We start from the raw sequence: 20,025 nt of genomic DNA on the forward strand, positions 1-20,025 counted from the left end.
CCATAATGCCCCGCTACGGTAAAGGGTTTGGGGTATCTTTCTTTGTCAACAAACATAGCTTCTCTGAAGGGACGTAAAACTGCTCCAGCGGAGCAGTATCTTTGTACAAAAACGTAAGCTTTATGAAGGGCTGCGCCGTTAGGCGCAGTATGCTAAAGGGGGCATAAACCATATCACCCAAACGCTTCCTGCACCTACGATGAGAACAAATTACCAGATATTTTTTTGACTGGTTCTTACTACTCTTATTTCGCTTTCAATCATTTGACTTCTCTTTTTAAAGTTCACCTGATGCTCATCCCGCATGAGGGTTACCATCTCTCTTTTGATCTCAGAACTTTCAGCTTTTTTCTACTGCATCTTTCAGGGCATGGTGAACCAAACTTAGATCAGCATAGTTGCTTTTGAGCCGGGCATTCTCTGCTTTAAGTTCTTTGATCCGGGCCAGCTCACTTACACTAAGTCCTCCATACCTGGCTTTCCAGTTGTAAAAGATCGAATCACTGATTCGGTGTTCTCGACAAATATCTCGAACCTTCAGTTCCTGTTTGTTGAGAATGGATATAATCTGGGATTCGCTAAAACGTGATTTTTTCATCGTTCAAAAGTAAAGTTTTTCTCTACTTTCAAATGGCTAACTTTCTGATAAGCTTACACTTACGTCAAAGCGAATTTTTTGACCAAAACTTTTAGTTTAATTCAATTGCTTAGCAACTCTCTTGTTCGATAAGAATTAATGGAGCTATAGCTGTAAACTGGATTTGCTGAAACCTAAATTCATTTAATGTATACTGTAATTTAGCATAATTCTTCCCAATGGAAGACCAAAATAGTATAGACAAGCTTGATTATAGCCTTATTCCTGTACCTATTTCTGTACCAATGCAAATAAAAAAGCCCTTAGCTCTATATGAGTCAGGGCTTATGAAAAGCGATCCGGATCCCGAGGCGTTCTAATCAGAGATCATTTCCTTTATATTTATTTCATCAGCAATAATTTGTTCAATGACTCTTCATCCTCTTTATCCAGTTCTCGGCCTTTATTGCCTCCGACTTAATTTCAAACTCAATGACCTTCTTTAGCTTCCAGGGTTCACCTCCTCTGGTGGCAAGTGAGTGCCCCTTATTATGCTTATCTACTCTATTGTCAACATTCTTGGTTTGACCTGAATAATAGTTGTCTCTCTTTTCACTGTATATGATGTATCGATAATGCATTATAATCTCTCTTTGAGTAGAAACACCTAGATAATAAAAAAGGCTGCACATGATGAGCATGAGCAGCCTTTAAAGCGATCCGGACGAGATTCGAACTCGCGACCTCCTGCGTGACAGGCAGGCGTTCTAACCAGCTGAACTACCGGACCAATATGTCAATTTCTTTGTAATGTTATCCGGTCGCCGAACTCGCGACCTTCCCGCCGCCTCGGGACAGGCGTTCTAATCCCGATTCTTCGGGAAACTACCGGACCAATATGTCAAAATGTTGACAGACTCAAATATAAAGACCTTATACGCACGAAGTCAACAAAGATTCTTTATTTATATACAAAAAAATAAGGGCTCCAGGATCAGCCGGAGCCCTTTATCGGGATGGGATGTATGTAAGGAAAACTTCTTATAAGTATTCTGTGACAGCGTTGGTCAACTCACCACTCATAGGTTCTACTCTACTCTTAAATCTTCTTACAACATTTCCGTTCCTGTCAATTAAAAATTTTTCAAAATTCCACGAAATTTCTCCTTTAAAATCAGGATTCTCTGCAGTCGTTAGATACTCAAACAGTGGGTGTTGGTCCTCACCCTTAACTGAAACTTTTGAAAACATAGGGAATGTAACCCCATAATTTAATTCACAAAACTGAGCAATCTCCTCATCCGATCCCGGTTCCTGCCCACCAAAGTTATTCGCAGGAAAACCTAAAATTTCTAATCCCTGGTCGGAATAAGTTTCGTATAACTCTTGAAGTCCTTCATATTGGGGTGTAAATCCACATTCTGAAGCGGTATTTACAATAAGCAAAAGTTCTCCTTCATAATCAGATAAGGAAATGTTTTCACCATTAATTGTATTTAATTCATATTGATAAACGGTTTCTACACGTTCATTAGTAGTCATAAAAACTGAAATCCAAGTAAGTAGTAGAAGTATTGTTTTCATAAGACGTTCGAACTATTTTTAAGGTTAACTACTTTCAGGCACCATATCATTCCAAAGATGAAATATTATTTAAAATTTATTTCCCTGCCCACTCTACTGGCTATCATTTACATGCTTTTACCTATTGCCAGTCAAGCTCAGATGTTTTCAATAGAAGAAGACCGACCAGAACGAGATCGAGGAATTGAACTGTTTACGATGATCGGTTTAAGTTGGGAGGTTGGTGAATTTTCTTATACCGGTAATATTGTTGATGAAAGCGAGCTTCTCAATTTTAATGACAGCATACTACGTTTTAGATTTGAAAGCCAGGGACTGGATCTGAGCCTGGGTTTTGGAGGATCTATAACAGGTATGAACAATACCTCTTATGTGAACGTAAGCGGGCGCCTTTTTAACAACTTTAGAATTACGCGGTCAGAGTCATTCATGCTGCTACTGCCTCTGCAAATAAGCTCAGATCTATTGCAGGTTCAAAGAAATAATTCAAATGCTGAATTTCAGCAGAGTTCTCTCTCCCTTGGATCCGGATTATCAACGATTTTCAAGTTGGGAGAAAAAATTAGTTTTAACCTTAAAGCCACTCCCAATTACGGGTTCAGTTTTTCCCAGGGCCAACTTTTTGGTGGAAACCTTTTTCGGATGGATGGGAAAGGGTTTCTCTTTATTGACGACCTTTTTGGCTCAAACGCGCTCTCCATCGGTTATCACTTCGACTATCGATCCTATAAAATCGATGAGAATTCAAACAATAATGATTACGATTATGATTATACTTCGCACTCCATAACCATCGGATATGCGTTTTAATTTATGAAGATTGAAAAGCTGCTTCTTGAACTTGAAAGTTTATGTGAACGGGGAGGATTTACAATTCGCAAAGAGCGGGGAACATTTCGGGGAGATCAATGCATTATGGAAGGTGAAAAACTGGTGGTAATCAATAAAAACCGGCCGGTAGAATCACAGACTGTAATCCTGGCAAAAGTGATCGATCATATTGGCCCGGATACACTCTATATAAAGCCGGCAGTACGAAAAGAGCTGGAAAAAATCTGGGAACGGCTCGATAAGTTTGATCAAATAGAAGATGAATCGTAACTCTGAATGAGATGAAATGTACGTTTCTCGGAACCGGGACATCAATGGGCGTTCCTGTAGCGGGAGGTTTTGGCCGCGAAGAGATTGGGAATGATCCAAGAAATCAGCGCACACGATGTTCCGTTTGGCTTGAAACAGATCAGTCTTCTATTGTAATTGATGTGGGACCGGAATTTCGAATTCAATCGATCCGCTCAAACATTCGAAGAATAGATCTCGTGCTCATTACGCATGAGCATATGGATCATATCGCCGGTCTTGACGACCTCCGTTCATATAACTATGCACAACAAAACCCGATCCCTCTTCTCACTTCACAACGGGCAATCGACTCCATCCGAACACGGTTCGACTATATGTTTGGTGAAAAAAAATATCCGGGCTCCACTTCTCTCAGTATGGAGGTCATCGATACTCCCGAAACATTTCAGGATTTAAGAATTACTCCTCTCCCCTATAATCACGGAGACATTGATGTTCTCGGTTTCCGGGTTAACGATTTTTCTTACATGACAGATGTGAAAGAGATCCCCGATTCCACAAAAGATAAAATTAAGGGAAGTAAAGTTCTTGTTTTAAGCGGATTGCGATGGGGGCCGCAACATCCCACTCACATGACGATTCCCGAAGCGGTTGAGATAGCCAACGAGATTGGAGCTCCTAAAACTTACCTGATCCACATGAATTCGTATGTGAACCATGCAGAAACTAATGAGAAGCTTCCCGATCATATCCGGCTCGCATACGATCAGCTTGAAATTGAAGTCTAAAGTACGCCTGACAGCCCGTCCGAGGCTTCAAAACCTCAATTCCTTATCTCTCACGACTATCGCAAGTTTGTATCTTGTGCGGGCGTAATGGGTCCAAGTTACAAACTTGAACCAGTTGTAGATCGATATTTTTTGCAATGCACTCTAAGCAGCAGTAGAATCAAAAGGACGAAGTAACGTGCAAGCTGCCCGTTGTACTTTCATCAAAGATACTTCTTCGTATCCTCGTTCTCCTTCAACTTTTCAACTATCTCCTTCACATCCTGTGCCTGGTCGAGATTCACGACCAAAATGGCATCATCAGTTTCTACCAGGGCTACATTATCCACACCGGCAAAAGCCACTAGTTTTTTTCCATTTGTGGAGATATAATTTCCGGATGAATTTACATATACAGCCTTTCCCTTAACTGTGGAATTCTCCTCTGATTCTTTATCCGACAACTCATGAACGGCCGTCCAGCTTCCAACATCATTCCAGTCAAAATCACCGGGAATCACATGTACTTTCTCAGCTTTCTCCATAATTCCGTAATCGATGGAGATGGGTGGACATGCTTCATAAAACCGGCGAACATCTTCTGTTTTGAAATCTGATTTTTTAAGCTTTTCTGATTCAGTAAAAATCTTAGGCAGATGCTTTTTAAAAGCGTCCAGGATAGTACTTGTTTTCCAAATAAAGATTCCGCTGTTCCACAAGTAATCACCTGATTCAAAAAAATCTTGTGCCGTCTCCTGGTCTGGTTTCTCAGTGAATTCCTGAACTCTGTATACCGGGTGATTTAAATTTTTCATTTCTATATCGCTCTCCCGATGAATATAACCATACCCCGTTTCCGGACGGTTCGGTTTAATACCGATTGTAACCAAACTTTCTTGAGTTTTTGCAGTCTCAACGGCGGTTTCTAAAACTCGTTTGAACTCATTGGGACTTCCAATCCTGTGATCAGCCGGGAGAACAATCATCACCGACTCGGGATCTTTTTTGTTTAACAATGCCGCCGCCGAAGCAATACAGGGTGCTGTATTCCTGGCAACGGGCTCACCAATGATATTCATCGGCTCAATGGAAGGAAGCTGTTTTTCTACGAGACTCACATAATCTTTATTGGTAACTACTACCACTTGTTTCTCTTCAACAAAACCCTGTAGTCTCTCTGCGGTTTGTTGAATCATGGAAGTTTCTCCAAAAAGATTCAGAAATTGTTTGGGATTTGATTTTCTGCTTTTCGGCCAAAAGCGCGTCCCTACTCCTCCGGCCATAATCACTGCATATACCATTCTTGAATAATTTATAATTAAATCTTCCATAATTTGCCACGGAGGCACAGAGGATTTTATAGAACATTTCTATTCCGCAACTCTGTGGCAAACTGTAAACCTTATCGATAGTTAATCCTTACAAATTCGGTGCTTCGCTCAATAATCATTCAGCACGCATAGTAAAGAAAGGTAGTCAAAACAAAATCAAACCAAAACGGGACTCGTCTGCGTCAGTGTGATGCTAAACGTTGAGCCCTCTTCCGGTGAGCTTTCGATAAATAGCTTCTCTCCATGAGCTTCCACAATATGTTTCACGATTGCAAGCCCAAGTCCTGTTCCCCCTTTTTCCCGGGAGCGCGATTTGTCAACCCTGAAAAATCGTTCTGTTACACGCTTCAAATCTTCTTTCTCAATCCCAATGCCGGTGTCTTTCACATATAGTAACAACTTATCTTTCTTCTTTTTGTAATCGGTAACTCCAATCTCCACAAAACCTCCCGGTTTATTGTACTTCATGCCGTTTTCAATGAGATTGATAAGTACCTGTTTCACCTGGTTTCGATCTGCCCGTACCTGGATATTCTTATCAAAATCCTTCACCCGGATTTCAATATTCTCTTTCTGTGCCTTGTACTGAAGACTTTCCACCACATCCAAAACCACATCTCTCAAATACATATCCTTGATGTTCGACTTGAGCTCACCCGTTTCCAGCCGAGAAATTTCCATCAGGTCGTTGGTTAGATAAATAAGACGATTCACATTCCGCATCGTCTTCTTCAGAAATACCTCATTTACATTATCATCATGTACCGCACCATTCAAAAGCGTTTCAATAAATCCCTGGATCGCAAAAATCGGTGTTTTCAATTCATGAGAGATATCACCGATAAACTCCTTTCGGTAGTTTTCAATTTTATTGAGCCGGGTGAGCTCCTTGCTAACCGTATCGCTCGCGCGGACAGATCGCTGCATTAACAGGTCCAGCTCATCTTTTACAACTTCGGGATTGCTGTTGTAATCTTTGAACTTTTTCCGTGAGATATTCTTGACAATCTTGTAGAGTGTCTCAATCCGTTTTTTATGTAGTCGAACCGATATCGTATAAACCGTTAAAAAACTGAGCATGAAAACGGCCGCTCCCAAGCCAATGAGTTGTAAAACCGGCAGAGAGGTAAAAAGAAACAGAAATGCAGAAATAATCACGGCCAGAATCAGCGCAGAGGGAAATGCTGTTCTGATCGATATGGAGGAAAATAATCTTTTTTTTGAGTCAGATGAGCTCATTCTTTAAACCTGTAACCGACACCTTTTACAGTCTCAATATAATGATCTCCCAGTTTTTCTCTGATTTTTCTAACATGCACATCTACGGTGCGGTCTACCACATAGATGTTATCCCCCCAAACTTTATTGAGCAGAGTTTGCCGGTCGCGAACTTTTCCTCTTTTACTGGCCAGGTAATAAAGAAGTTCGAACTCTTTCCGCGGAAGCTGAAACTCCTCGTCACCGCGTGTTACAATGTAGCGGTCTTTGTCAATTTCGAGATCATGAACACTTAATTTCTGAACTTTTTCCTCGGTTTCCTCAAACCGGCGGAGAACAGCCTTAATCCTCGATACCAATTTGGTTGTACTAATCGGTTTTGTGATAAAATCATCAGCGCCCTTGTTGAGACCTTCTATCTCCGTTTTTTCATCACTTCGCGCGGTAAGAAAAATGATTGGAATATGCGACAACGTAGAATCCTCTCGCATTCGGTCACACACTTCAATTCCGTCCATCTGGGGCATCATGATATCGAGCAATACCAAATCGGGCATATGCTCTTTAGCCATTTGAATACCGTCTGCACCATTTTCGGCCTTTAGAACATTGTAACCCTCTTGACGAAGATTGTATTCTATGAGATCTAAAAGGTCCTGTTCGTCGTCAACTACAAGAATGGTTTGTTTAGACAAAATATGTCAATGTTTTATTTCGATTCATTGGAAACTAATGGCTCAACCCTACTAAAATAACGAATAAAGATTAAGACAATATTATCATTTAAGCGTAGTCAGTGCTTCTTTCACAATTTCTGAAACTGTAGCCTTTGGTTTTTTCCCTGAAATTTGATTTACAGCCTGACTGGCCTGCTTCTTCGAGAACCCTAACGCTTCAAGGGCCGAGACAGCTTCCTCACGTTTACTTCTCGTTTCAATTGAACCGGATACAACAGATGGTTGAGATTCATCAAACAACTTATCTTTCAATTCCAACACCATTCTCTCCGCAGTTTTCTTTCCAATTCCGGAAATTGTAGAAAGTGTTTTGATATCTTGCGTAACAATTGCTTCCATCAGCGCCGGAGCCGGCATACCTGATAAAGTCGTTAATCCAAGTTTAGGTCCAATCCCTTTTACTGTAATCAACCGTTCAAAAAGATTCTTTTCTTTGTTTGATGCAAAACCAAATAATCGCTGATCATTATCGGTGATGTGGTGATAGATCAGGAGCTTCAATTTCCCTCCTTTTTCGGGCAGCGTTTCCAGTGTTTGGGTTGAGATTTCAACCCGATACCCAACACCATTTACATCAATGATACACTCATCTTCTGTTTTCTGTTGAAGTATTCCGTTGAGATAAGCGATCATAAATTTTTTGATTGATTTGAATCAGCCATGAGTCATCGGATGACTCAGCGACCCTAATATTTAAAATTCATTTAACAACATATAAGTCACCCGATGACTTATCCAAGAATAGCGCGAGCGTTCTTGGTCAACGAAGCTTAAGCATAGTTGACTCGCTCGTGCTCTCAATAGGGGCACCCTGACGTTTCGGGGCGCATCTACATTCTTACTCATTCCGAAGCTCTTGCTTCGTATTCTCTGCGGTGAAGCTCCAGCTTCCATTTATTTTTGGGTTCGCATCATCAAGTGGAAGCAGAGCTTCCGGTGTACCGTTGCGAAGGTGGACCTTCGCAACGAGTAAAGAAAGAACGAGCGAGACGCTCGCGCTATCAGTCTTTCTCTATCCTTTCACCCGCCCCGGATTATCCTCTACAAACTGTGCCCAGCTGGACTTGCTGTTGTTTTGGTGCATCTTTTTTGACCCGGTTTGGTTCTGATTTCTGTCCGCATGTGTAAAATGGCACCACGCCACCGACAGGGCATCCGTTGCATCCTGTGATAACTTTCCTTCCGGCATATTCAACATTTTATCCAACATAAATGCAACCTGCTGCTTGCTGGCATTTCCGTTTCCGGTAATTGCCTTTTTCACCATTTTGGGATAATACTCTGCTACCGGAATCCCCTGGTTGGTTATGGCTAAAATTGCGGCTGCTTGAGCCCGACCCAGTTTTAACATTGCCAGCGGGTCAACCCCGTAAACAGGTGTTTCTACCGCACATTCATCCGGTTGATGCTTTTTGATCAATTTGGTGATCTCTTCAAAAATATATTGGAGCCGGTCATTGTGGCTATCCATCTTTGTCATTCGAAGAACATCACAAACCTCTACCGAATAGGATGTATTCTCCTGAACCAATACAGCATAACCTGTAGCACGTGAACCGGGATCGACACCGAGGATTTTTTTAGACATAATGATCTTTTGAACATCGAATATCGAACAAGGAATAACGAATGATGAACTGAATGCCTTCGAAATTCTGAATTCCTTGTTCTTTATTCATTATTCACTGTCGTCTTCTTCCGCATAAAGCTTCACAAGTCCGTCAATCATCTCTTCAGAGATACCGGAGGTTACAAAACCACCATCATGGTAGAGGTTTTGCATGGTCACTTTTCGGGTCAGGTCGGAAAACAGAGTCACGCAGTAGTCTGCGCATTCATCCGCAGTGGGATTTCCAAGCGGTGCAATTTTATCGGCAAAGGTATACATGCCGTCAAATCCTTTAATTCCCGTTCCCGCAGAGGTCTTTGTCGGTGCTTGTGAAACGGTATTGACCCGAATTCCGCGATCGGCAAGGCGGCTTCCATAATTCCGTGCGATACTCTCTAAAAGTGCTTTGGCATCGTTCATATCAGAATATTTGGAGAAAATACGCTGCGCCCCAATATATGAGAGAGCCACAATACTCGCACCATTGTTCAACAGCTCTGTTTTTTCAGCAAAATGCAGAACTTTGTGGAGTGATATTGCGGAAATATCGAGAGTATCGTTGTACCAATCATAGTTCAGGTTTTTATAATCTATTTTCTTTCGAACATTGGGAGACATTCCGATTGCATGAAGTATAAAATCAACGCTACCCAACTCCTCTTTGGTCTCCTTCATCAGACCTTCAACTTCCTCCTCTTTACTCACATCGCAGGGTAATATTTTTGCGTCTGTTTTTTCGGAAAGTTCATCAAGGGCTCCCAAACGAAGTGCAATCGGTGCATTGGAGAGTACAAAATCGGCCCCTTCTCGCTTGCAGGCCAATGCTATTCTCCAGGCAATACTCCGCTTATCCAAAGCACCAAAAATTATCCCCTTTTTTCCTTTAAGTAATCCGTATCCTTGTTGTTCAGACATTCATCAAGCAGTTAAAAGATTAATACTAATTTAATCTGAAAATAACACCTTCGGCTATCACATCGAAATTGAAAAATTTGGTTACTTCTTTTGTGGTTATCGATGAAAAGAAAATCGTATTGCTTGGGATAGAATAGAACTTGATGTATGTTTAATTCATTAAACTGATGTCCGTTTGGGATAATAATGAATAAACTAAATCTTTACGCCAAATTGAGCCTGCCTGTCCTAAAGCTGCGGTAGACAGGCGTAATTTCGCGTGTGTATTCCCCTCGAATTATCCTGCCCCGAACCTTCAGGGAATTTGAATGTGTTTTCGACTTAAACTAACGTTATACAAAATTATTATTTGGAACTCATATTAACTTAGGCCAGCCAATCCGGTTGGTTTAAACTTTACGTATATATCAATAGCAAGTGATCCTCTACTGGCTGGTAACTTTTATCGCATTTGCAAAACATTCCGATGAGGAAGAGGAATGGATGCAGCGAATTCAAAACGGGGATACAACCGCTATGAAGCTCTTATACAACAAGTATAAAAATCTTCTTTTCGGTTTGATTGTATCCATTTTAAAAAACCGGGAGGAGGCCGAAGACTGCCTGCAGGAGGTCTTTACCCAGACATGGGAGAATGCCGACCAGTTTGATGCCTCGAGAGGAAAGGTTTATACCTTTTTAGTTACTATGGCCCGTAACAAGGCAATTGACAGAACCCGCTCCCGGGCGTTCAAAGATTCTGAAAAAGAGGATCACATCATTAACGATTTTACGTTAACGCTTGAAGGTGAGTTCAACAATCCACATGAGGAGATGGAGTTTGCCGAACGGGCAAAAATTGTGCGTAATGCACTCAATCAACTCAGTGAAAAAGAACGAAAGGTGCTTTATGTCTCCTATTTTAATGGAATGAGTCAATCCGAAATTTCAGACAAACTGGAGATTCCTCTTGGAACGGTTAAATACCGAATGAGGCAGGGAATGATAAAACTCCGAGACATGCTTGTACCCGACGATCAAAAATGACAAATGAAGAACAACATAACGATTTTGAAGCTCTTTGCGCCGGCTATGTGTTGGATGCACTGACGGACAGAGAAAACCGCCAGTTTGAGGAGATGCTTCGTGATGCCACCCCCGAACAGATTCAACTGTTTGAGGATATGATGGAAATTCGTGATGAGCTCGCCCTCGCATCTGAGCCGACCTCTCCTTCACTGGAAGTTGAAGAGAACATCATGGCTGCAATTACGGGTGAAAATGAAAAGTCCCAACCTGATGAACCTGATCTCAAGGCCGGTTCAACGAACATTATACCAATATGGGCATACCAGGCGGCCGCAGCTATCTTTTTGATTGCATCACTGACTTTTGCATACGTGACATTTGACCTGTCTGAAACTGTTGATTTCCAGCAATCACAAATAACAGAATTACAAAGTCAGCTCGATCGGCAGGAACAGCTTTTAACCGTTCTTTCCGGGCGGGAAGTTACGCTTGTAAACATGAATGGACTGGACCCCAGCCCCGAAGGGTATGGAAAAATAATTTGGGATCCTGACCAGGGAGAAGCTGTTCTGCAATTGGCCAATCTGCCGGCACCGCCACAAGATAAAGATTATCAATTGTGGCTGATAAAAGCTGGACAAAATCCTATCAGTGCCGGTGTATTTAATTTTGAACGGCCTTCAACCGATCTCTTTTTCCGGGTTGAACAACTGAATGAAGAACCTTCGGAAGAATCAAACACATTTGCAGTTACTCTTGAACCGAAAGGAGGTGTTCCACAGCCCACCGGTGATATGTTCTTACTTGGCGAACAACAGTAATAATTTTACGAACCCCAAGTTTTCCGGGATTCCATGATCCCCGGATCATCCGAAATTATTTAACGAAGTCGTGACACTTGTCCCATAAGGGATGTCTTGGGCAAAGGACTTCTGTCAAACTGCCGTCGCTTCTGGATCACTATTAAACAGAAGATTCAATAAGTTTTATACCGTTAGTTATGGATATAAAAGTACTTACACCCCGTTTTCACGGTTATTTAGATTATCTGACTGTAGTTATTTTTCTCACAGCCCCTCTTTTATTGGGACTTGAAGGTTTATCCGCCATAATCTCCTACCTCTTGGCGGCGATTTACCTGTTGATGACCTTTCTTACAGATTTCTCTCTCGGCTTTGCCAAACTCATTCCGATTAAAACACACGGTTGGGTTGAAACAGTTGCAGGCCCCCTCGTTCTTCTACTGCCTTTTGTGGTAGGGCTTTATGAAACGGCCCGTATCTTTTACATCACAATGGGAGTTCTCATGATCGTTGTCAGTTTGCTTACCGATTATAAACAGGCTTCTTTAGATATTGAAGATATATCTGTATAAATTTTTTGGGTACAACCTTCCGCAACAATCGATGTAGACATCTCGTAGAGAAAACCGTTGCTAATTAATAACGGTCAAAGCTCTTATGAAATCTTTTAGCCCTCATCTTCATCTATTTTTTCTATCCCTAATCCTGGTCACTCTCCAAGCCTGTAATGGCGGCGAAGAGATGACGGAAAATCCCGAAGACGATACTCCTACCATCCCGGTTGAAGTGAGTAATGTGAGCCGGGGGGATATTTCTGCTTACTACTCCAACACAGCTACTCTCGAAGCCGAACAGGAAGCCACCGTTGTTTCAAAAGTTCGCGGAATAATTGAAGAACTCTATGTAGAGGAGGGTGACCGAGTTCAGGCCGGGCAGGTGATTGCCAAAATTGAAGATGAACAGTATCAAATTGAGGCTGACCGGGCAAAAGCTACTCTCGACCGTTTATACAATGATTTTCAACGAAACAAGGAGCTTTTTGAACGAGAGTTGATTTCTGCTGAAGCATTTCAAAATTCACAGTATGAATATGAATCTCAAAAAGCCACTTACGATCTGGCAGCTCTCAACCTTGAGTACACATCCGTTCGCTCTCCAATCAGCGGCGTTATTTCAGAACGCTTTGTGAAGGCCGGGAACATGATCGGCACGGATCAACAGATGTATCGAGTAACCGATTTTTCGCCACTACAAGCTGTTCTTCATATCCCTGAACACGAGATGGCAAAAATCCGAAACGATCAGCGGGCTGAACTTCGTGTGGATGCACTTCCCAATGAAACGTTTGTGGGCCATGTAGAGCGAATCAGTCCTGTGGTGGATTCCGAAACCGGGACATTCAAAGTCACCATCTATGTGGATGAGACTCGCGATATGCTTCGTCCCGGGATGTTTGGCCGTGTAAAAATTGTGTACGATACTCGCGAAAACACCCGTATGATTCCAAAATCGGCCGTAATTTCAGAGGACCTCGCTGAAAGTGTCTATGTGATTAAAGATTCGCTCGCCTTCAAGAAAGAGATTCAAACCGGGTATACGAACGGCTCAAACGTGGAGATCATAAATGGATTGGAAGATGGCGAAATGGTGGTAACCATCGGCCAGGGAAGCCTGCAAGACAGCTCGAAGGTCAGCGTTATTGAAAGTCTCTAAGGCGGTACTGCTATGAAAATTATCGATGTTTCGATTCGCCGGAAAGTAACAATTGCCATGTTTACGGTGGGGGTACTGCTCTTTGGGATGGTTTCCCTCTCCCGCCTGAATGTAAACCTGCTGCCTGAACTCAGCTATCCAACGCTCACCATCCGAACGGAATTTGAAGGTGCTGCCCCGGTTGAGGTCGAAAATCTTATCACAAAACCGGTTGAAGAATCTGTTGGGGTTGTGAAAGGTGTCCAACAGGTTCGGTCCATTTCGCGAGCCGGCCAGTCGGATGTAATCCTGGAGTTTGCCTGGGGAACGGACATGAATATTGCCAACCTCGATGTGATGGCAAAACTCGATGCCGTTCAGCTTCCCCTCGATTCAGAAAAACCGGTCACTCTTCGCTTTGATCCGACTCTCGACCCCATCCTTCGTTACGCCCTCTATTATACTGATGAAGTTCCTGGAGAATCAGAAAATGATGCCTCCGTAGATTTTGCCAACTACCAGGATCTCTCCAGCCCGGAAGCGATATCGCAATTGAAAGGCCTGCGAATTCTTGCGGATGAACAGTTGAAGAAAAACCTGGAGTCATCCCTTGGAGTTGCTTCGGTAAAAATCAGCGGTGGACTGGAAGAGGAGATCCAGGTAAATATCGATCAGCAGCGGTTGTCGTACCTGAATATTCCCATAGAAACAGTGACCCAAATTTTGGGTGCTGAGAATGTGAATCTCTCCGGAGGCCGGTTGGAGGAGGGTGCCCAACAATATTTAGTCCGAACTCTCAATGAATTTCAAACCATCGACCAGATTCGGGATGTAGTTGTTGCCAGTGACTCGGGAAATGTTGTTTACCTCAGAGATGTAGCTGAGGTGGTTCAATCATACAAAGAACGTGAAGCTATTACTCGATTAAATGGTGCCGAAGCGGTAGAGATTGCCATTTATAAGGAGGGCGATGCCAATACCGTTGCCGTTGCCGAAACTGTAAATGCCCGGATGGATGAAATCCGAGCCTCGCTTCCATCAAATATGAAACTGGAGAAAGTATACGACCAATCGGTGTTCATAGCATCGGCGGTTAATGAGGTGAAGAATGCGGGAATCATTGGGGGGATATTGGCCGTCTTGGTGCTCTACTTTTTTCTTCGAAATTTTTGGTCCACCGTTATTATTTCGATATCCATCCCGGTCTCTGTCATCGCCACATTCAATTTGATGTACGGCAATGATATCTCACTTAATATTATGTCACTTGGGGGCATTGCTCTTGGTATCGGTATGCTGGTGGATAACTCCATCGTGGTGCTCGAAAATATTGCCCGTCATCGTGAACAGGGTAAAGGTATCGTGGAAGCCGCCCGTGAAGGTGCCGGCGAAGTTGGAATGGCTGTGATCGCATCAACCCTGACCACTATTGCCGTATTCTTTCCCCTGGTATTTGTACAGGGAATTGCTGGTCAGCTTTTTCGTGACCAGGCCCTCACCGTTACATTTTCACTATTGGCCTCTCTTGTTGTAGCAATCACTTTAATCCCGATGCTTTCATCCATCGGCGGCGAGAAAAAATCCATTGAACCGTTAGAATTGAAGGAACCCAAAACAAAATTTGGGCGCGGTTTGCGAAAGATCAGAATGTTCCTTTTCTACACGATTCCTACATACATCACAAAAGGTATAAAATTCATCGTCAGTTGGATTGCCAAAATCACGAAAGCTGTCTTTTCCCCATTCGTAAAAGCCTTCGATAAGGGGTACCAATACGCTGAAAGAAAATACACCTCCCTTCTGAACTGGTCACTGAATCACAAATCCGTAGTGTTGGTTTCTGCTTTTTTAATCTTTGCCGGATCAATCGCATTGGTTCCCAGAATTGGAATAGAACTGATACCGCAATTATCACAGGGAGAGTTTTCCGTTGAGTTCAAACTTCCCCCCGGAACTCCAATTGAGAAAACAGATCAGGCACTGCGGTCTGTTCAGAACACAGCCAAGAATTACGAAGGTGTTCGAACTACCTTTGCCGTAGCCGGAACCGGGAACAAGATGGATGCCAATCCCGATGAGGGCGGCGAAAATTGGGGTGAACTGAATGTAACGCTCGCCTCCGGGGCATCTTCGTATGAGGAACAGCAGACGATGGACCGAATGAGAACATCACTCCAACAAGTGCCCGGCCTCCAATACAAATTTGCACGCCCCGAACTGTTCAGTTTTAAAACCCCGGTGGAGATTGAGATCAGCGGATTTGATCTTGAGAACCTGAAAAAAGCCAGTGATGCTGTTACAAATCGCATTTCTTCCAATGATCGTTTTGCCGACGTAAAAAGCACGATGGAAACCGGCAGCCCTGAAGTGCAGATCTTGTTTGATCGCGATCGTGCCGCCGCACTTGGATTACAGGTACATGAAGTAGCCGACCGGATTGTGAGTAATGTGCGAGGAGATGTAGCCACCCGGTATTCCTGGAGAGATCGCAAGATCGATGTTCTGGTTCGTGCGCAAAAATCTGATCGTGCATCTATTGATGAAATCAAACGGTTGGTTGTCAATCCCGATAGCGAACGCCCCATTCCGTTGAGTGCTATTGCCACTGTACAGATTGAAAACGGGCCGGGTGAAATTCGCCGGGTATCCCAACAGCGTGTAGCCATCGTTTCGGCAAACCTGAATTATGGCGACCTTGGTGAAGCTGCCGAGGAGGTTCAACAGATCTTGTCAGAAGTAACCATGCCTACAGGAGTTTATGCTCAAATTGGCGGTCAAAACGAGGAGATGTCGGATTCTTTCCAGTCTCTCCTGTTTGCACTTTCACTTGCGGTCTTTTTGGTCTACCTGGTGATGGCCTCCCAGTTTGAATCACTCCTTCACCCGTTTATCATTTTATTCACAATTCCTCTTGCGCTTGTCGGGGCGATCCTGGCTCTTTATTTCACCGGAACCACCATCAGTGTAGTTGTATTTATAGGGTTGATTTTGTTGGTCGGTATCGTTGTAAACAATGCCATCGTCTTAATTGATTTGATCAACCAGATGAGGCAAAAAGGGACTGAAAAAATTGAAGCGATTATGGAAGGCGGTAAATCTCGGTTGCGCCCTATCTTGATGACAACCCTGACTACAACTCTCGGCCTGCTTCCACTCGCTATCGGTTTTGGGGATGGCGCCGAACTCCGTGCCCCGATGGGAATCACCGTCATCGGCGGGCTTTTAGTATCCACATTTTTGACTCTTGTCGTCATCCCGGTGATGTACTCCATCATGGATCGAAAGAGATATGTAGCTGAAACGGAGGGTGTTTGATGACCAATTTTAATCATTCAGTGAACCACGAATTTTCCCCTCCATCCCAAGGAAGGCCCTCGGTTGGTAATTCTCCGCTTGAGGGGAGTCCGACTTTAGTCGGGAGGGGTGTACATCCCCCCAGAGCAAATGCTCCATATACTAATTTGTTCAGAAACGTAACAGACCTTATCTCGTTTCACTGCTCTGCTTTGAAACGGTATGTAGAGGTTACAGCCATCCCCCTTAATCCCCATTCGAAGGGGGAAGAAAAAAGTCGAAGGGGGATTTTTAAACCGGAGGCTCAGCCATGCACATAACCGATCTCTCCATACGACGTCCGGTTTCCACGCTGATGATTTTCGTCAGTTTGGTTGTTGTAGGTTTTATTGCAACCCGGCTGGTTCCACTTGAGTTTATGCCGAACATCACCTTTCCCGGTGCTTTTGTTCAACTTCCATATCCTAACTCCACTCCAAAAGAGATCAATGAAAATATTGCACGGCCGATTGAAGAAGTATTGGCCACGTTGAGTGGAATCGACCGGATCAACTCTAACTCCGGCGAAGACAATGCGGGAGTGGTGGTGATCTTCAACCAGGGGACGGATATCAACCTGAAGGCAATTGAGATCAAAGAGAAAATTGAAAGCATTCGAAATCAGCTCCCGGATGATTTTGAGCACTACGAGATTTTCAAATTCCAGGATGGCGATGAAGCAACCCTTCAACTCCGAATCTCCAGTGAACGAGATCTCTCAGACGCCTACGAACTTCTGAATCGAAACCTCAAGCAGCGTATTGAGCGAATTCCGGGCGTTGGACAGGTGACTCTCTATGGAGTGGAAAAGAAGGAAATTCGGGTTGAGATCAATCCGGACCGGATCACCGCCTATAATATCGACTTAAATGAACTCAGTAACAGGCTTCGTCAAGCGAATTTCTCCATTTCAGCCGGAAAAATTACCGACTCGGGGATGCGATATATGGTTCGGCCTGTAGGCGATCTTCACGGTGTGGAAGATATTGAGAACCTCATCATCGCCGACAATAACATTCGCGTTAAGGATATCGCCACTGTAAAATATACCTCCCCCGAACGAAACTATGCTCGCCATCTCGATCAGAAATACGCCGTTGGACTGGATATCACCAAAGAATCCACGGCCAATACGGTGCAAGTAGTGGATGACGTACTCACAGAGATCGACGAAATCGGTGAACTTCCCGAGATGCACGGGATTGAGATCTACCAGATGTTTAACCAGGCCGACGGTATCCTGAGCTCGCTTCGGGAGCTTTTCAACGCCGGAATGATCGGGGCTCTTCTCTCCATTGTGGTTCTGTACATTTTCCTTCGTCAGGTAAGCACCACGCTGATCGTGGCAACCGCCGTTCCCTTCTCACTGATTGTAACCCTCGGCTTTTTCTTCTTCCTTGATATCACCCTGAATATTCTATCAATGATGGGATTGATGCTTGCCATCGGTATGCTTGTGGATAATGCCGTAGTTGTGACGGAGAATATCCATCGGTACCAACGAAAATTAAGTGACCCCAAAAATGCATCCGTACTCGGGGCGAAACAGGTAGCCATTGCGGTCACCGCAGGTACGCTTACTTCAATTATCGTATTTCTGCCAAATGTGGTGAATGAAAGTTTTATCTCGCAGCATATGTACTATATCGGGATGGCAATTATCATTTCGCTTCTTGCATCCCTTTTGATCTCCCTGACGGTGATACCCCTGCTTGCTTCAAAAATCAAACCACCGGAAGAATCAAGGAAAAAAACCTTTATTGACAAACTTGCGGTTCGATATTCAGCATTCCTTGGCTGGCTTCTGGATCGCAGGAAACTCTCTGTCTTTTTGATTACTCTGCTCTTTTTCAGTGGTGCCATTCCACTTTCGTTTATGAGCGTAGATATGTTCCCCCGGGTTGAAGAGCGGCAACTGAATCTTCAGTACAACCTGAATGCTTCATACACGCTTGAGACTGTGAAAGAATCAGTGGAGCGGATCGAGAAGTACCTTTATGATAACCAGGAGAAGTTTGAGATTGAATCGGTATACACCTATTACCAGCCCGAAAATGCCAACTCCACGATCAATCTTGTGCCGGATGATGAAGCTGGAAAGTCTGTCACTCAAATCAAAGAGGAGATTGAAAAAGACCTCCCGAAAATTGCGACTGGTCAGCCTGCATTTGAATATATTAGCCGCAACAGCTCCGAGCAGGTTCGAGTATTTGTGCAAGGTGAGTCGATGGATGTTTTGGAAGATCTCGCCGAACAGGTAGAGTGGAGATTGGGCCAGATTGAAGGGTTTGCCGATGTTCGATCGGAAGCAGAAACCGGAAGTGATGAAGTGCGCCTGACAGTGGATCATAACAGGGCGCGTAATTTTGGGCTGACCTCCAGTGCCGTAGCCAATATGGTTTCCGGGGCTATGCGCGGGCAGACAATACAACGAATTCGGGGACCCGAAAGTGAAATCGACGTAGTGCTTGCATTCCAGGATGTAAACCGACAAACGCTCGATGATCTCAGAGATCTGCCGATATCTGTCGGAAATAACCAGACTGTAAAACTCGCTACCCTTGCCGATTTTGAGCAGAGCCCGGGAGCCGGACGAATTTTCCGTGAGAACCGTAAAACCTCTCTTGGGATTGGCGTGAACTTGGATGATATCACCTCCGAAGAAGCACGGACGGAGATCTCGAAAGTGATGAACCAGATTGTGTATCCCTCCGGTTATTCCTGGAGTTACGGCCGCAGCTTTGGAAACGATATTGAAGCGATGAACGTGATGCTGTTCAACATCGGCATCGCTTTCTTTTTGATCTACCTGATTATGGCCTCTCTGTTTGAATCACTCTTGTACCCTACCAGTGTAATCTCATGTATCTTCTTCGGCGTGGTGGGAATCTTCTGGTTCTTCTTTATCACAGGCACCAATTTCGATCTGATGGCTTTCATCGGAATCCTCATCCTGATGGGAATTGTGGTGAACAACGGAATTGTATTGATTGACCACATCAACCACCTGCGAACTGAAGGACTCTCCCGGCGCGATGCCGTTATTCAAGGCGGCAAAGACCGAATGCGGCCGATATTGATGACTGCAGCCACCACTGTTCTCGGTTTGATCCCTCTCTGTTTCGGAACCACCCAAATCGGCGGCGAAGGACCTCCCTACTTCCCCATGGCCCGAGCTATTGTTGGCGGACTGACGTTCTCAACTGTCGTTACACTTATCGTTCTTCCCTCGATCTACGTGATTTTGGATGATATAAGCATCTGGTCGAGACGAGTGATTCGTGCGGCGGGGGAGTGATTATTTGAGAGGTTGTAAGAGCCGCATCTTTTGAGTAAACTTCATTTACTTAAGCTTATTCAGTTTACAC

Annotated in this window: 18 protein-coding genes and 1 tRNA gene; 9 read left to right on the forward strand and 10 right to left on the reverse strand. The window is 43.8% G+C overall.

Going from position 1 to position 20,025, the window contains the following annotated elements:
• Positions 1-340 precede the first annotated feature (340 nt).
• The 4 genes from L6773_RS01310 to L6773_RS01320 form a co-directional block, all read right to left on the reverse strand.
• Positions 341-598, reverse strand: a complete 258-nt coding sequence (locus L6773_RS01310) for a transposase (protein ID WP_237852032.1) — start codon at positions 596-598, stop codon at positions 341-343.
• 404 nt (positions 599-1,002) lie between these two features.
• Positions 1,003-1,278 (reverse strand): GIY-YIG nuclease family protein, encoded by a 276-nt coding sequence (locus L6773_RS21635; RefSeq protein WP_369430981.1) that lies wholly within the window; start codon positions 1,276-1,278, stop codon positions 1,003-1,005.
• A gap of 15 nt (positions 1,279-1,293) precedes the next feature.
• Positions 1,294-1,367: transfer RNA gene (locus tag L6773_RS01315), tRNA-Asp, on the reverse strand.
• 251 nt (positions 1,368-1,618) lie between these two features.
• Positions 1,619-2,161 (reverse strand): glutathione peroxidase, encoded by a 543-nt coding sequence (locus tag L6773_RS01320; RefSeq protein ID WP_304622104.1) that lies wholly within the window; start codon positions 2,159-2,161, stop codon positions 1,619-1,621.
• 57 nt (positions 2,162-2,218) lie between these two features.
• Here L6773_RS01320 and L6773_RS01325 point away from each other — a divergent pair, with 57 nt between their 5' ends.
• The 3 genes from L6773_RS01325 to L6773_RS01335 are packed head-to-tail and all read left to right on the forward strand — an operon-like array spanning position 2,219 to position 4,032.
• Positions 2,219-2,971, forward strand: coding sequence for a hypothetical protein (locus L6773_RS01325; RefSeq protein ID WP_237852033.1), 753 nt, complete (start codon positions 2,219-2,221; stop codon positions 2,969-2,971).
• Positions 2,972-2,974: 3 nt separating this feature from the next.
• The gene (locus L6773_RS01330; protein ID WP_237852034.1) at positions 2,975-3,262 is read left to right on the forward strand and encodes a hypothetical protein; all 288 of its coding nucleotides are present in this window, start codon (positions 2,975-2,977) and stop codon (positions 3,260-3,262) included.
• Positions 3,263-3,273: 11 nt separating this feature from the next.
• Positions 3,274-4,032, forward strand: a complete 759-nt coding sequence (locus L6773_RS01335) for an MBL fold metallo-hydrolase (RefSeq protein WP_237852035.1) — start codon at positions 3,274-3,276, stop codon at positions 4,030-4,032.
• A gap of 203 nt (positions 4,033-4,235) precedes the next feature.
• On the opposite strand, the gene L6773_RS01340 is transcribed toward L6773_RS01335, so the two are convergent.
• The 6 genes from L6773_RS01340 to L6773_RS01365 all read right to left on the reverse strand — a co-directional run bounded on the left by L6773_RS01340 (position 4,236) and on the right by L6773_RS01365 (position 9,821).
• Positions 4,236-5,342 carry a mannose-1-phosphate guanylyltransferase gene (locus L6773_RS01340; protein WP_237852036.1) on the reverse strand — a complete coding sequence of 369 codons (1,107 nt, stop codon included), beginning with the start codon at positions 5,340-5,342 and terminating at the stop codon, positions 4,236-4,238.
• 156 nt (positions 5,343-5,498) lie between these two features.
• Positions 5,499-6,581 (reverse strand): sensor histidine kinase, encoded by a 1,083-nt coding sequence (locus L6773_RS01345; protein WP_237852037.1) that lies wholly within the window; start codon positions 6,579-6,581, stop codon positions 5,499-5,501.
• Positions 6,578-7,255 carry a response regulator transcription factor gene (locus L6773_RS01350; protein WP_237852038.1) on the reverse strand — a complete coding sequence of 226 codons (678 nt, stop codon included), beginning with the start codon at positions 7,253-7,255 and terminating at the stop codon, positions 6,578-6,580. The genes L6773_RS01345 and L6773_RS01350 overlap by 4 nt, the downstream gene beginning before the upstream one ends.
• 84 nt (positions 7,256-7,339) lie before the next feature.
• Positions 7,340-7,930 carry a Holliday junction branch migration protein RuvA gene (gene ruvA / locus L6773_RS01355; RefSeq protein WP_237852039.1) on the reverse strand — a complete coding sequence of 197 codons (591 nt, stop codon included), beginning with the start codon at positions 7,928-7,930 and terminating at the stop codon, positions 7,340-7,342.
• A 379-nt stretch (positions 7,931-8,309) separates the two neighbouring features.
• Positions 8,310-8,885 carry a crossover junction endodeoxyribonuclease RuvC gene (gene ruvC / locus L6773_RS01360; RefSeq protein ID WP_237852040.1) on the reverse strand — a complete coding sequence of 192 codons (576 nt, stop codon included), beginning with the start codon at positions 8,883-8,885 and terminating at the stop codon, positions 8,310-8,312.
• A 90-nt stretch (positions 8,886-8,975) separates the two neighbouring features.
• The gene (locus L6773_RS01365) at positions 8,976-9,821 is read right to left on the reverse strand and encodes an enoyl-ACP reductase FabI (RefSeq protein WP_237852041.1); all 846 of its coding nucleotides are present in this window, start codon (positions 9,819-9,821) and stop codon (positions 8,976-8,978) included.
• 417 nt (positions 9,822-10,238) lie between these two features.
• Between L6773_RS01365 and L6773_RS01370 the strand changes: the two genes are divergently transcribed.
• The 6 genes from L6773_RS01370 (at position 10,239) to L6773_RS01395 (ending at position 19,955) form a co-directional block, all read left to right on the forward strand.
• The gene (locus L6773_RS01370; RefSeq protein WP_237852042.1) at positions 10,239-10,847 is read left to right on the forward strand and encodes a sigma-70 family RNA polymerase sigma factor; all 609 of its coding nucleotides are present in this window, start codon (positions 10,239-10,241) and stop codon (positions 10,845-10,847) included.
• A complete protein-coding gene (locus L6773_RS01375; RefSeq protein WP_237852043.1) occupies positions 10,844-11,650 on the forward strand; it encodes an anti-sigma factor in 807 nt (268 codons plus the stop codon). Before L6773_RS01370 ends, L6773_RS01375 begins: the two co-directional genes overlap by 4 nt.
• A 179-nt stretch (positions 11,651-11,829) precedes the next feature.
• Positions 11,830-12,204, forward strand: a complete 375-nt coding sequence (locus L6773_RS01380) for a hypothetical protein (RefSeq protein WP_237852044.1) — start codon at positions 11,830-11,832, stop codon at positions 12,202-12,204.
• Positions 12,205-12,289: 85 nt separating this feature from the next.
• Positions 12,290-13,345, forward strand: a complete 1,056-nt coding sequence (locus tag L6773_RS01385) for an efflux RND transporter periplasmic adaptor subunit (protein ID WP_237852045.1) — start codon at positions 12,290-12,292, stop codon at positions 13,343-13,345.
• Between the two features lie 12 nt (positions 13,346-13,357).
• Positions 13,358-16,639 carry an efflux RND transporter permease subunit gene (locus L6773_RS01390; RefSeq protein ID WP_237852046.1) on the forward strand — a complete coding sequence of 1,094 codons (3,282 nt, stop codon included), beginning with the start codon at positions 13,358-13,360 and terminating at the stop codon, positions 16,637-16,639.
• Positions 16,640-16,928: 289 nt separating this feature from the next.
• Positions 16,929-19,955 carry an efflux RND transporter permease subunit gene (locus L6773_RS01395; protein WP_237852047.1) on the forward strand — a complete coding sequence of 1,009 codons (3,027 nt, stop codon included), beginning with the start codon at positions 16,929-16,931 and terminating at the stop codon, positions 19,953-19,955.
• The last annotated feature ends 70 nt before the right edge of the window (positions 19,956-20,025 follow it).

Source organism: Rhodohalobacter sulfatireducens (assembly GCF_022012475.1).
Taxonomy (GTDB): Bacteria; Bacteroidota; Rhodothermia; order Balneolales; family Balneolaceae; genus Rhodohalobacter; species Rhodohalobacter sulfatireducens.

What these genes read in the sequence shown, in the direction of transcription:
- L6773_RS01310 (WP_237852032.1), bottom strand. Translation starts at nt 598, where the DNA reads ATGAAAAAATCACGTTTTAGCGAATCCCAGATTATATCCATTCTCAAC.
- L6773_RS21635 (WP_369430981.1), bottom strand. Translation starts at nt 1,278, where the DNA reads ATGCTCATCATGTGCAGCCTTTTTTATTATCTAGGTGTTTCTACTCAA.
- L6773_RS01320 (WP_304622104.1), bottom strand. Translation starts at nt 2,161, where the DNA reads ATGAAAACAATACTTCTACTACTTACTTGGATTTCAGTTTTTATGACT.
- L6773_RS01325 (WP_237852033.1), top strand. Translation starts at nt 2,219, where the DNA reads ATGAAATATTATTTAAAATTTATTTCCCTGCCCACTCTACTGGCTATC.
- L6773_RS01330 (WP_237852034.1), top strand. Translation starts at nt 2,975, where the DNA reads ATGAAGATTGAAAAGCTGCTTCTTGAACTTGAAAGTTTATGTGAACGG.
- L6773_RS01335 (WP_237852035.1), top strand. Translation starts at nt 3,274, where the DNA reads ATGAAATGTACGTTTCTCGGAACCGGGACATCAATGGGCGTTCCTGTA.
- L6773_RS01340 (WP_237852036.1), bottom strand. Translation starts at nt 5,342, where the DNA reads ATGGAAGATTTAATTATAAATTATTCAAGAATGGTATATGCAGTGATT.
- L6773_RS01345 (WP_237852037.1), bottom strand. Translation starts at nt 6,581, where the DNA reads ATGAGCTCATCTGACTCAAAAAAAAGATTATTTTCCTCCATATCGATC.
- ruvA (WP_237852039.1), bottom strand. Translation starts at nt 7,930, where the DNA reads ATGATCGCTTATCTCAACGGAATACTTCAACAGAAAACAGAAGATGAG.
- ruvC (WP_237852040.1), bottom strand. Translation starts at nt 8,885, where the DNA reads ATGTCTAAAAAAATCCTCGGTGTCGATCCCGGTTCACGTGCTACAGGT.
- L6773_RS01365 (WP_237852041.1), bottom strand. Translation starts at nt 9,821, where the DNA reads ATGTCTGAACAACAAGGATACGGATTACTTAAAGGAAAAAAGGGGATA.
- L6773_RS01375 (WP_237852043.1), top strand. Translation starts at nt 10,844, where the DNA reads ATGACAAATGAAGAACAACATAACGATTTTGAAGCTCTTTGCGCCGGC.
- L6773_RS01380 (WP_237852044.1), top strand. Translation starts at nt 11,830, where the DNA reads ATGGATATAAAAGTACTTACACCCCGTTTTCACGGTTATTTAGATTAT.
- L6773_RS01385 (WP_237852045.1), top strand. Translation starts at nt 12,290, where the DNA reads ATGAAATCTTTTAGCCCTCATCTTCATCTATTTTTTCTATCCCTAATC.
- L6773_RS01390 (WP_237852046.1), top strand. Translation starts at nt 13,358, where the DNA reads ATGAAAATTATCGATGTTTCGATTCGCCGGAAAGTAACAATTGCCATG.
- L6773_RS01395 (WP_237852047.1), top strand. Translation starts at nt 16,929, where the DNA reads ATGCACATAACCGATCTCTCCATACGACGTCCGGTTTCCACGCTGATG.